The sequence below is a fragment of the Streptomyces sp. G45 genome, assembly GCF_049542095.1.
GTDB lineage: Bacteria > Actinomycetota > Actinomycetes > Streptomycetales > Streptomycetaceae > Streptomyces.
Window position 1 is genome coordinate 1,191,753 of sequence record NZ_JBMUZU010000001.1, and the last position, 13,949, is coordinate 1,205,701.

The 13,949-nt window shown below is 75.5% G+C and carries 1 protein-coding gene; it reads left to right on the forward strand.

The window, feature by feature from the left end:
* The first annotated feature begins 275 nt into the window (after positions 1 to 275).
* Positions 276 to 13,940, forward strand: coding sequence for an SDR family NAD(P)-dependent oxidoreductase (locus tag ACOBQU_RS04950; protein WP_423624681.1), 13,665 nt, complete (start codon positions 276 to 278; stop codon positions 13,938 to 13,940).
* Positions 13,941 to 13,949: the final 9 nt, after the last annotated feature.

Sequence of the window (13,949 nt, forward strand, 5' to 3'; positions counted from 1 at the left end):
CGTCCTAGGGGGCTCTACGGGTAGCTCGGGACGGAGCGCGGAGCCGACGATCGTTCTCTCAGGACGAACGCCAGCCCGGCGTTTTCGGAGCGCGCGATGAGGGAGGCACTCGCCACCATGACGAGTGATCTTGTCCACGGTACCGATGCCATCGCAATCACCGGCATGTCATGCCGTCTCCCCCAGGCTTCCGACGCCGACGCCTTCTGGGAGCTGCTGCGTGCCGGACGGAGTGCGATCACCGACGTACCCCGGACCGCTGGGATCCGGACCAGGTGCTGCCCGACGCCCCGGAGCGGCACCGCGCCGGACTGCGGCGCGGCGGCTTCCTCGACCGGGTCGACGCCTTCGACCCGGCGTTCTTCGGGATCTCGCCGCGCGAGGCCCTCGCGATCGACCCGCAGCAGCGGCTCTTCGCCGAACTGGCCTGGGAGGCCCTGGAGGACGCGGGCATCGTCCCGGAGACGCTGCGGTCCTCCGCGACTGGCGTCATCGTCGGCGCGATCGCCGGTGACTACGCGGCGCTCGCCCAGCGCGGCGGCGCCATCACCCAGCACTCCCTGCCGGGCCTGAACCGCGGCGTCATCGCCAACCGCGTGTCGTACGCGCTCGGCCTGCGCGGCCCGAGCCTCACGGTCGACTCGGCGCAGTCGTCGTCCCTCGTCGCGGTGCACCTGGCCGTGGACAGCCTGCGCAAGGGCGAGTGCACGCTCGCGCTCGCGGGCGGTGTGGCGCTCAACTTCGCGCCCGAGAGCGCGGAGGTCGCCGGGCGGTTCGGCGGGCTCTCCCCGGACGGCCGCTGCTTCACCTTCGACGCCCGTGCCAACGGCTACGTACGCGGTGAGGGCGGCGGCGTCGTCGTCCTGAAGCCGCTCGCGGACGCGGTGCGCGACGGGGACACGGTGTACGGGGTGATCCTCGGCAGCGCGGTCAACAACGACGGCGCCACCGAGGGCCTGACCGTGCCCAGCGCCGAGGCGCAGGCGAGCGTGGCGCGGCAGGCGTGCGAGGACGCGGGCGTGGACCCGGCGCAGGTGCGCTACGTGGAGCTGCACGGCACCGGCACGCCGACCGGCGACCCGCTGGAGGCGTCCGGTGTGGGCGCCGCGTACGGCAGCGCGCGCCCCGCGGGCGAGCCGGTCCTGGTGGGCTCGGCCAAGACCAACGTCGGCCACCTGGAGGGCGCGGCGGGCATCGTCGGCCTCATCAAGACGGCGCTGAGCATCCGCCACCGCGAGATACCGGCGAGCCTCAACTACGAGACGCCCAACCCGCGCATCGACCCCGACGCCCTGAACCTGCGCGTGCAGACCGCGTCCGGGCCGTGGCCGGACGCGCCCCTGGTGGCGGGCGTCAGCTCCTTCGGCGTCGGCGGCACCAACTGCCACGTCGTCCTCGCCGAGGCCCCCGGCGCGCCCGCGTCCGACGAGGACGCGCCCGCGGCCGGTGAGCCGGAGGTCCCGCTGACGCCGTGGCTGGTGTCGGGCCGCACCCCGGCGGCGCTGCGCGCCCAGGCCGAGCGGCTGCGCGAGCACCGGGCGGCGGACGCCGACGCGTTCGACGTGGGCTGGTCGCTCGCCGCGACCCGCACCCACTTCGAGCACCGCGCCGTCGCCCTCGGACTCGACCACGACGCGCAGTTGGCGGCGCTGGCCGCGGGCTCTGAGCTGCCGGGCCTGGTCACGGGCGTCACCGGCGACCACGGCAAGGTCGCCCTGGTGTTCCCCGGGCAGGGCTCGCAGTGGGAGGGCATGGCGCGTGAACTCCTGCGCACCTCCACGGTGTTCCGCGGCTCGATCGAGGCCTGCCAGGAGGCCCTGGCTCCGTACGTCGACTGGTCGCTGCTCGACACGCTGACCGGAGAGCCCGGCGCGCCGTCCCTGGACCGCGCGGACGTCGTGCAGCCGGTGCTGTTCGCCGTGATGGTCTCCCTCGCCCGGCTGTGGGAGTCCCTCGGCGTGCGGCCGGACGCGGTGGTGGGCCACTCGCAGGGCGAGGTCGCGGCCGCGCACATCGCGGGGGCGCTCGACCTGGCGGACGCCGCCCGGATCGTGGCGCTGCGCAGCCAGACGGTGATGACGCTGGCGGGCACGGGCGCGATGGCGTCGGTGCCGCTGGGCGCCGACGAGGTCACCGCGTATCTGGAGGCGGTCGACGGCGAGTTGAGCGTCGCGGCGGTCAACGGGCCCCGCAGCACGGTCGTCGCGGGCGCCCCCGACGCCGTGGCCGCGCTGATCGCCCGCTGCGAGGCGGACGGCGTGCGCGCCAAGGCGGTGCCCGCGGTGGACTTCGCCTCGCACTCGCCGCACGTGGAGGCGGTGCGCGAGCGGCTGCTCGACCAGCTCGACGGGGTGACGCCGCGCTCGTCCGACGTCGCGTTCTTCTCGACGGTCACCGGCGGCGTCGTCGACACGGCCGGGCTCGACGCCGCGTACTGGTACGCCAACCTGCGTCAGCCCGTGCTGTTCTCGGCGACCCTGAAGGCGCTGGAGGAGGCCGGGTACGGCACGTTCGTGGAGTCGAGCCCGCACCCGGTGCTGACGCTCGGCCTGCGCGAGACGCTGCCCGAGGCGCTGGTGGTGGCGTCGCTGCGGCGCAACGAGGAGCCGTGGCCGCAGCTGCTCACGTCCCTCGCGGAGCTGCACGTGCGCGGCCTGGACGTGGACTGGACCGCGGTGTTCGCCGGGCGCGAGCCGCGCCGGGTGGCGCTGCCCACGTACGCGTTCCAGCGGGAGCGCTACTGGCCCGAGGGCGCCGCCGACTTCACGCCGGTGGCGCGGGCCGCCGTCGAGGCCGGGCAGGGCGCGCGGGACGAGGCGCCCACGGCCGCCGCGACGTGGAGCGAGCGCCTGGCCGCGCTCTCCGAGGACGAGCGGCAGCGCGAGGCGCTGAAGCTGGTGCGGCTGCGCACGGCCATCGTGCTCGGCCACCTGAGCACGGACACGGTCGACGCGGGCCGGGCCTTCCGCGAGCTGGGCATGGACTCCACGATGGCGGTCCAGCTGCGCCAGGACCTCGCGGGCATCACGGGTCTGACGCTTCCGGAGGCCGTGGTCTTCGACCACCCGAGCCCGTCCCGGCTGGCCCGGCTGCTGTGCGAGCTGGCCCTGGGCGACGCGTCGACGGCCGGGGCCCCGGCGCCCACGGGGGCGTCGGCGGTGGACGCCGACGACCCGATCGTGATCGTCGGCATGGCCTGCCGCTACCCCGGCGGCGCCCGCTCCCCGGAGGAGCTGTGGCGGCTCGTCGACGGCGGCGTGGACGCGATCTCGGAGTTCCCCACCGACCGCGGCTGGGACCTGGAGCGCCTGTACGACCCGGAGCCCGGCGTCCGCGGCAAGACGTACACGCGGCACGGCGGCTTCCTCGACGACGCCGCCGAGTTCGACGCGGAGTTCTTCGGCATCAGCCCGCGCGAGGCCACGGCGATGGACCCGCAGCAGCGGGTGCTGCTCCAGGTCACCTGGGAGACCCTTGAGCGTGCCGGGATCGACCCGGGGGCGCTGCACGGCACCAGCACCGGCGTGTTCGTGGGCGCGATGTCCCAGGAGTACGGCCCGCGGCTGCACGAGGGCGACGACGGCCTCGGCGGCTATCTGCTGACCGGCACCACGGCGTCCGTCACCTCGGGCCGCATCGCGTACGCCTTCGGCCTGGAGGGCCCGGCGGTGACGATCGACACGGCGTGCTCGTCGTCGCTCGTCGCGCTGCACCAGGCGGCGCAGGCGCTGCGCACCGGTGACTGCTCGCTCGCCCTCGCGGGCGGTGTCGCGGTCATGGCGACCCCCGGCATGTTCGTCGAGTTCGGGCAGCAGCGGGGCCTGGCGTCGGACGGCCGCTGCAAGTCGTTCTCGGCCGCCGCCGACGGCACCATCTGGGCCGAGGGCGCGGGCATGGTCCTCCTGGAGCGCCTGTCCGACGCGCAGGCCAACGGCCACCCCGTGCTCGCCGTGCTGCGCGGCTCGGCCGTCAACCAGGACGGCGCCTCCAACGGCCTGACCGCGCCGAACGGGCCCTCCCAGCAGCGGGTCATCAACGCCGCCCTGGCCAGCGCCGGGCTCACCGCCGACGAGGTCGACGCCGTCGAGGCGCACGGCACCGGCACCCGGCTCGGCGACCCCATCGAGGCCGACGCGCTCCTCGCCACGTACGGACGTCACCACACGCCCGAACAGCCCCTGCTGCTCGGCTCGTTGAAGTCCAACATCGGGCACGCCCAGGCCGCGGCCGGTATCGGCGGCGTCATCAAGATGGTGCAGGCCATGCACCACGGCGAGCTGCCCCGCACCCTGCACGTCGACGAGCCCAGCCCGCACATCGACTGGACCAGCGGCACCATCCAGCTCCTCACCGAGGCGCGGGCCTGGCCCGAGACCGGTCACCCGCGGCGCGCCGCGGTGTCCTCGTTCGGCATCAGCGGCACCAACGCCCACCTGATCCTGGAGCAGGCCCCCGCCGCGCCGCAGCAGACGGACGGCGACCCGGAGCCGGGTGCCCCCGAGGGCGCCGTCGTGCCGTGGGTCCTGTCGGCCAAGTCGGCCGCCGCGCTGCGCGAGCAGGCCCAGCGCCTCCTCGACCACGTCACCGACCACCCCGAACTGCGCCCGGAGGACGTCGCGCACGCGCTCGCCGGTACCCGGGCGCGCTTCGGGCAGCGGGCCGTGGTCCTCGGCACGGAGCGTGAGGCGCTGCTCGACGGGCTGCGGGCGCTGGCCCGCCAGGAGACGTCCCGTTCGGTGGTCACGGGCACGGCCCGCGACGGCGCCACGGCGTTCCTGTTCACCGGCCAGGGCGCGCAGCGTGCGGGCATGGGCCGTGAGCTGTACGAGACCTCCGCCGTGTATCGGGAGGCGTTCGACGAGGTCTGCGCCACCCTGGACCGGCACCTGAACGCCGAACGCACCGTCAAGGACGTCGTGTTCAGCGACGACCCGACTCTGCTGAACCAGACCCGTTACACCCAGGCCGCCCTGTTCGCCGTGGAGACCGCGCTGCACCGCCTGGTCACCGCCCACGGCGTCACCGCCGACTACCTCACCGGCCACTCCATCGGCGAGATCACCGCCGCCCACGCGGCAGGGGTGCTCTCCCTGGACGACGCCTGCCGCCTGGTCGCCGCCCGCGGCACCCTCATGCAGAACCTCCCCACCGGCGGCGCCATGATCGCCGTACGCACCACCGAGGAGGAGCTGCGGCCGCTGCTCGAAGGCCATGAGGAGCGCGTGTCCATCGCGGCCGTCAACGGGCCCGCGTCGCTGGTCATCTCCGGTGACGAGGACGCCGCGGGCGAGATCGCGGCCGCGCTCGCCGAGCGGGGCGTCAAGACCAAGCGCCTCACGGTGTCGCACGCGTTCCACTCCCCCCACATGGACCCCATGCTGGCGGAGTTCGAACGCGTCGCGGGCGAGCTGACGTACCACCAGCCGCGCGTCCCCGTGGTCTCCAACCTCACCGGCGACCTCGCCGACCCCGACCACATCACCACGCCCGGCTACTGGACCCGCCACATCCGCGAAGCCGTCCGCTTCGCCGACGCCGTCGCCACGCTGCGCGCCGAGGGCGTGCACCACTTCCTGGAGCTGGGCCCCGACCCGGTCCTGACCGCGCTCGTCAGGGACGCCAGCGACGGCGAGGCCAGCGGCAGCGCCGCGCTGCGCGCCGGGCACGCCGAGCCCGTCACGTTCCTCACGGCCGTGGCCCAGGTCCACGCCGACGGCGCCCCGGCCGACCTGACCGCGCACCTCGGCGCGCCCCGCACCCGTACCGACCTGCCGACGTACGCGTTCCAGGCGGAGCGGCACTGGTTCACGGCGACCACCGCGGGCGACGTGACGTCCGCGGGTCTCTCCGCCACGGGCCACCCGGTGCTCACCACCCTGGCCGAACTGCCGGGCGGCGGCGGGCACCTGTTCACCGGGCGGGTCTCCGGGTCCACCCCGGCGTGGGTGGCCGAGCACATCATCTTCGGCACCAAGATCGTGCCGGGTGTGGCCTTCGTCGACCTGCTGCTGCACGCGGCGGGGCACGTGGGCTGCGAGCACATCGAGGAGCTCACCCACCATGTGTTCCTCGCCGTGCCGGACCGGGGCGCGCTCCAGCTGCGGCTGCTGATCGAGGCGGCGGACGGCGCCGGACGGCGGCCCTTCGCGGTGTACTCGCGGCCGGAGGACGCCCCGGCCGACGCGGACTGGACCTGCCACGCCACCGGCGCCCTCGCCGCCGAGCGCCGGGAGGCGCCCGCGACGGCGGAGGCGTTCGGGGACGGCGTCTGGCCGCCGACCACCGACAACCCGCTGGACATGACGGAGTTCTACCAGCGCATCACCGACGCGGGCTTCGGCTACGGGCCGCTGTTCCGCGGGCTGCGCGCGGCCTGGCGGGACGGCGACACCACGTACGCCGAGGTGTCGCTGCCCGACGACGCGGACCCCGGCGCGTACGGCATCCACCCCGGTCTGCTCGACTCCACGCTCCAGCCCGCCGCGCTGATCGCGGCGGACGAGGCGGCGAACGACTCCATCCGGGTGCCGTTCTCGTGGTCGGGCGTCTCGCTGCACGCGACGCGGGCGCGGTCGCTGCGCATCCGGCTGACCTGGCCCGCGCAGGACACCGTGTCGCTGGTCATCGCCGACCGCACGGGCGCGCCGGTGATGACGATCGAGTCCCTCGTCATGCGGTCCGTGGGCCCCGACCAGCTCGCCGCCGCGCGGGCCGCCGAGGCCGGTGAGCTGTACGAGGTCGACTGGATCGACGTCCCCGAGCCGCAGGACGGGGCCGTGGCCCCGGGCACCTGGGGCGTCATCGCCGCTCCCGGCGACGAGCGGGACCTGGTGGCGTCGCTGTCCGCGCTCGCCGACACCGTGGCGGTCCCGGCCGACGGGCTCGCGTCCGCGCAGGACGGCGACGACGGCCCGGACGTGTTCGTCACCTGGTGCGCCTCCGGGGACGCCGACCCGGCGCGGGCCGCGCGGGTGCTGACGGAGCACGTGCTCGGCCTGGCGCAGTCGGTGGTGTCCGACGCCCGGCCCGAGGCGCGGCTCGTGGTCCTCACGCAGGGGGCCGTGTCCGTCGGCGCGGGCGACGCGCCGACCGACCTGGCCGCGGCGGCCGTGTGGGGCCTGCTGCGCACCGCCCAGACGGAGCACCCCGACCGGTTCGTGCTCATCGACGTCGACGGCACGGACGCGTCGCTGCGGGCGATCCCGGCCGCCCTCGCCACCTCGGAGTCGCAGCTCGCCCTGCGCGAGGGGCGGCTGCACGCGCCGCGCCTGGCCCGCGTCAGCGGTGACACCGCCGAGACGGCCGCGCCCGCGCCGTTCGACCCGGACAAGACGGTCCTCATCACCGGCGGCACCGGCGCCCTCGGCACGCTCCTCGCCCGGCACCTGGTCCGCACGCACGGCGTCAGGAAGCTGCTGCTGGTCAGCCGCCGAGGCCGCCAGGCGGGCGACGACCTCGCCGCGGAACTCGCCGAGCTGGGCGCCGACGTGACGTACGCGGCCTGCGACATGGCCAACCGGGCGGCGCTCGACGCGCTGCTCGCGGGCCTGCCGCCGGAGCACCCCCTCGGTGCGGTGGTGCACTGCGCCGGGGCGCTCGACGACGGCATCGTCACGGCGCTGACCCCCGAGCGGTTCGACCGGGTGCTGCGGCCCAAGGCCGACGGCGCCTGGTACCTGCACGAGGCGACGCGGGGCGCGGCCCTGGACGCGTTCGTGATGTTCTCCTCCGCGGTGGGCGTCCTGGGCTCGCCCGGGCAGGCCAACTACGCCGCCGCCAACGCCTTCCTCGACGCGCTCGCCGGGCAGCGCCGCGCCGCCGGGCTTCCGGCGACGTCGCTGGCCTGGGGCCTGTGGGAGGGCGGCATGGCCGACACCCTCGACGAGCAGGACCGGGCCCGCATGAGCCGGGGCGGGCTGCTTCCGATGCCCGCCGAGCAGGCGCTCGCGCACTTCGACGCGGCGGTCCTCGCGGACCGGGCCGTGGTGGTCCCGGCCAAGCTCGACCTGGCGGGCCTGCGCTCCCGTGCCGCGTCCGCGCCGGTGCCGCCGGTGTTCCGCGGCCTGGTCCGCGCGCCCTTGCGCACCGCCGCGCAGGCGGCCGGTGCCGGTGGCGACGCCGGGGGGCTGCGGCAGTCCCTCGCGGGCCGCCCGGAGGCCGAGCAGGAGCGGATCCTCCTGGACTTCCTGCGCGGCCATGTGGCGGCGGTCCTCGGCCACGGCTCGTCCGACGCGATCGGCATCGACCAGTCGTTCAAGGAGCTGGGCTTCGACTCGCTCAGCTCGGTGGAGCTGCGCAACTCCCTGAACAAGGCGTCCGGGATGCGGCTGCCGTCCACGCTGCTCTTCGACTACCCGACGCCGCAGGCGCTCGCCGCGTACCTGCGGGGCGAGCTGGTGGGCAGCGGGCAGGCGGAGGCCGACGCGCAGACCGCCCGGCGCGCGGCCCGGGCGGTGGCGCGGGGCACCACGGACGAGCCCATCGCGATCGTCGGCATGGGCTGCCGCTTCCCCGGCGGCGCGAGCACGCCGGAGGAGCTGTGGCGGCTCGTGGAGGAGGGGCGCGACGCGGTCGGCGCCTTCCCCGACAACCGCGGCTGGGACCTGGAGAACCTCTTCGACTCCGACCCGGACGCGGCCGGGAAGACCTATGCCCGCGAGGGCGGCTTCCTGTACGACGCGGACCGCTTCGACGCCGACTTCTTCGGCATCACGCCCCGCGAGGCCCTGGCGCTCGACCCGCAGCAGCGGCTGCTCCTGGAGACCGCCTGGGAGGCCTTCGAGTCCGCGGGCATCCGCCCCGAGACGGTGCGCGGCAGCGCCACCGGCGTGTTCGCCGGAGTGGTCACGCAGGAGTACGTGTCCCTCACGCACACGGGAGAGGACCCCGTCGAGGGCTATCTGCTGACGGGTACGACGGCGAGCGTCGCGTCCGGGCGCGTCGCGTACACCTTCGGCCTGGAGGGCCCGGCGGTCACCGTCGACACGGCCTGCTCGTCGTCGCTGGTGGCGCTGCACCTGGCGTGCCAGTCGCTGCGCAACGGCGAGTCGTCCATGGCCCTCGCGGGCGGCGCCACGCTCATGGCGAACGCCGGTATGTTCCTGGAGTTCAGCCGCCAGCGCGGCCTCGCCCCCGACTCGCGGGCCAAGTCGTTCTCGGCCGCCGCCGACGGCACCATCTGGGCCGAGGGCGCGGGCATGGTCCTCCTGGAGCGCCTGTCCGACGCGCAGGCCAACGGCCACCCGGTGCTGGCGGTGATCCGCGGCTCGGCCGTCAACCAGGACGGCGCCTCCAACGGCCTGACCGCGCCGAACGGGCCCTCCCAGCAGCGGGTCATCAACGCCGCCCTGGCCAGCGCCGGGCTGACCGCCGACGAGGTCGACGCCGTCGAGGCGCACGGCACCGGCACCCGGCTCGGCGACCCCATCGAGGCGCAGGCCCTGCTGGCCACGTACGGCCACCACCACACGCCGGAACAGCCGCTGTGGCTGGGCTCGTTCAAGTCGAACATCGGGCACGCGCAGGCCGCGGCCGGTATCGGCGGCGTCATCAAGATGGTGCAGGCCATGCGCCACGGCGCGCTGCCGCGGACACTGCACGTCGACGAGCCGAGCCCGCACATCGACTGGAGCACGGGCACGATGCGCCTGCTGACGCAGGCGCGGGCCTGGCCGAAGACCGGGCACCCGCGGCGCGCGGCGGTGTCCTCGTTCGGCATCAGCGGCACCAACGCCCACCTGATCCTGGAGCAGGCCCCGGCCACGACGCGGCCGACCCCGGCGCGCGCCCAGGACGCCCCCGCGGGCACCACTGTCCCGTGGGTCCTGTCGGCCAAGTCGGCCGCCGCGCTGCGCGAGCAGGCCCAGCGCCTCCTCGACCACGTCACCGACCGCCCCGAGCTGCGCCCGGAGGACGTCGCGCACGCGCTGGTCACCGGCCGGTCGCTGTTCACCCACCGGGCGGTGCTCGTCGGCGACGACCGCGAGGCGTTCTCCCGGGCCCTGGGCGCCCTCACGCGCGGCGAGCCCTCACCGGCCGTCGTCCAGGGCAGCCCGAAGCCGGGCAGGACCGCGTTCCTGTTCACCGGGCAGGGCGCGCAGCGTGCGGGCATGGGCCGTGAGTTGTACGACACGTATCCCGTGTACCGGGAGGCGTTCGACGAGGTCTGCGCCACCCTGGACCGGCACCTGAACGCCGAACACACCGTCAAGGACGTCGTGTTCGACGACGACCCGACTCTGCTGAACCAGACCCGCTACACCCAGGCCGCCCTGTTCGCCGTGGAAACGGCCCTGCACCGCCTGGTCACCGCCCACGGCGTCACCGCCGACTACCTCACCGGCCACTCCATCGGCGAGATCACCGCCGCCCACGCGGCAGGGGTGTTCTCCCTGGACGACGCCTGCCGCCTGGTCGCCGCCCGCGGCACCCTCATGCAGAACCTCCCCACCGGCGGCGCCATGATCGCCGTCGAGGCGACCGAGGACGAGGTCGTCGCGCACCTCACGGAGCGCACGGCGATCGCGGCCGTCAACGGGCCGCGCGCGCTGGTCGTCTCCGGTGACGAGGACGCGGTCACCGCGCTCGCCGGGGAGTTCTCCGGCCAGGGGCGGCGCACCCGCCGCCTGACCGTGTCGCACGCGTTCCACTCCCCCCACATGGACCCCATGCTGGCGGAGTTCGAACGCGTCGCGGGCGAGCTGACCTACCACCAGCCGAACGTCCCCGTGGTCTCCAACCTCACCGGCGACCTCGCCGACCCCGGCCACATCACCACGCCCAGCTACTGGACCCGCCACATCCGCGAAGCCGTCCGCTTCGCCGACGCCGTCACCACCCTCCACGCCCAGGGCGTGCACCACTTCCTGGAGCTGGGCCCCGACCCGGTCCTGACCGCGCTGGTCCAGGACGGTCTGCCCGAGGACCCCGAGAACACAGACGCCAGGCGGACCTGCCTGCTGCACCGGGACCGGGACGAGCGCCACACCTTCGTCGCCGCCCTGGGCGCCGCGCACGTCCTCGGCACCGCCGTCGACTGGGCGCCGCTCATCGGCGCGGCCCCGGTGCCCGCGCCCGCGCTGCCCACGTACGCCTTCCAGCGCGAGCGCTACTGGCTGGACACCGCCAGGCCCGCCGCCCCGGCCGCGAACACGGCCGCGCACCCCCTGCTCACGGCGGCCATCACGCTGCCCGACGGGGAAGGCGCCGTCTTCACCGGCGAGGTCTCGCTCAAGGCCCAGCCGTGGCTGCGGGACCACGTGGTGCACGGCACGGTCGTGCTGCCCGGCGTGGCGTTCGTGGACCTGCTGCTGCACGCGGGCGGGTACGTCGGCTGCGACCAGATCGAGGAGCTGACCCACCACGCGTTCCTCGCCGTGCCGGACCAGGGCGCCCGCGAGCTGCGCGTCACCGTCGGCGCCGCCGACGATGCCGGACGGCGGCCGTTCTCCCTGCACTCGTCGCCCCAGGGCGAGGGGGGCGCGGAGAGCGCCGAGTGGACCCGGCACGCCAGCGGCTTCCTCACCGACGGCGCTCCGGAGCCCGCGTTCGACCTCACGGCGTGGCCCCCGCCGGGCGGGGAGTCCGTCGACGTCGAGGAGTTCTACCGGACGTTCATCGAGCGGGGCTACGAGTACGGGCCGCTGTTCCAGGGCTTCAAGGCGGGCTGGCGCGCCGGTGACACCGTGTACGCGGAGATCGCGCTGCCCGACGACGCCGACGCCGAGACGTATGGCGTCCACCCGGCCCTGTTCGACTCGGCGCTGCACCCGCTGATGGTGCTCTGGGCCGACTCCGAGCGCGTGCGGCTGCCGTTCTCCTGGAGCGGCGCGGCCCTGCACGCCGTCGGGCCGCGGCGGGTGCGGGTGCGGGTGTCGCGCTCCGAGCGGGACGTCCTGTCGCTCGCGGTGGCCGACCCGACGGGCGCCCCGGTGCTCACCGTGACCGGCCTCGCCATGCGCGAGGTGGCCCCGGAGCACCTGTCGGCGGCGCGGGCTCAGCAGAGCAACGCCCTGTACGAGCTGGCCTGGAACCCGCTGCCCGCACCCGCGGCGCAGGGCGGCGGCCAGTGGGCCGGGGTCGGTGTGACGGAGGTGACCGCCGCGCTGCGCGCCATCGGCGTCGACGCGGTGGACCACGCGTCGCTCACGTCCCTCGTCGCGCTCAGCGAGCGGGAGGCGGACGGCGTGAAGCCGCCGCAGATCGTCCTCGCGGGGCCCGCCCGGGCCAGCGGCGGCGACCCGGCCGCGCACGCGCACACCGTGGTCACCGACATCCTGGCGCTGGTCAAGGAGTTCGTCTCCGACGATGTCCTCGCCGACGCCCGCCTGGTCGTCCTGACCCACGGGGCCGTGGCCGCCGCGGACGGCGAGCAGGTGCCGGACCCGGCCGCGACCGCGGTGTGGGGCCTGGTGCGCACCGCGGAGGCGGAGTACCCCGGCCGGATCGTGCTGGTCGACCTGGACGGCTCGGACGCCTCGCGCCGCGCGCTCCCGGCGGCGCTCGCCAGCGGCGAGCCCCAACTGGCCATCCGTGAAGGCGAGTTGCGGGTGCCGCGCCTGGAGCGGGCGACGCTGCCCGCGCCGCAGGACGGCGACGGCGGCGCCGGGCTCGACCCGGAGGGGACCGTGCTCGTCACCGGCGGCACCGGCACCCTCGGCAGTCTGCTCGCCCGGCACCTGGTGACGCGGCACGGCGTGCGGCACCTGCTGCTCGCCAGTCGGCGCGGCCCGGCCGCGGACGGCGCCGCGCAGCTCACCGCGGAGCTGGAGGCGCTCGGCGCGGACGTCACCGTCGCCTCCTGCGACATCGCGGACGCCGACGCGCTGGCCGCGCTGCTCGCTTCGGTGCCCGAGGCGCATCCGCTGACGGGCGTGTTCCACACGGCCGGGGTGCTCGACGACGCCGCCGTGTCCTCGCTGACGCCGGAGCGGCTCTCGGCGGTGCTGCGGCCCAAGGCCGACGCCGCGCACCACCTGCACCGGCTGACCGAGGACCTGGACCTGGCCGCGTTCGTGCTGTTCTCCTCGGTGGCCGGGGCGATCGGCAACGCCGGGCAGGCCAACTACGCCGCCGCCAACACCTACCTCGACGGCCTGGCCTGGCACCGCAGGGGGCGCGGCCTTCCGGCGCTGTCCCTCGCGTGGGGCCTGTGGGCGCAGACCAGCGAGCTGACGGCGGGCCTCGACCCGGTCGGCCGGGCCCGCCTCGACCGCGGCGGCATCGCCGCGATGCCGACGGCGCAGGGGCTCGGCCTGCTCGACGCGGCCCTCGGCTCGGCCAAGGCGCTGCTGGTGCCCGCCCGGCTCAACCTGGCCCGGCTCGGCGAGGGCGGCGCTCCGGTGCCGCCCGTGCTCCAGGGCCTGGTGCGGTCGCGCACCCGCAAGGCGGCGGCCCAGGGCGGCGCGGCCGACCCGGACACGCTGCGGCAGCGGCTCGCCCCGCACGACGAGGCCACTCAGCTGGAGATCCTGCTCAGCTACATCCAGGGGCAGGTCGCCGCGATCCTCGGACACGGCTCGCCGGACGCCATCGACGTCGACAGCGGCTTCCTTGAGATGGGCCTCGACTCGCTCACCAGCGTCGAGTTCCGCAACAACCTCAACCAGGCCACCGGTCTGCGGCTGCCGCCGACCACGCTGTTCGACCACCCGACGCCCGTCCAGCTGGCCGCGATGCTGCGGGCCGAGCTGGCGCCGGAGCAGACGGCCGCGGACGCGGGCCCCGACCCGCTGGTGGCCGAGCTGGACCGGCTGGAGAGCGGGCTGCGGTCGGCCGTGCCCGGGGTCCGGACGGCGGTGGCGGCCCGCATGCGGGAGCTGCTGCTGACGCTCGACGTCCCCGAGGGCGCGGGGGCGAAGCCGGAGGGAGCCGGAGTGGAGCTGGACGCCGCGACCGACGACGAGATCTTCGACTTCATCGACAACGAGCTCGGTCTGTGACGACCCGGC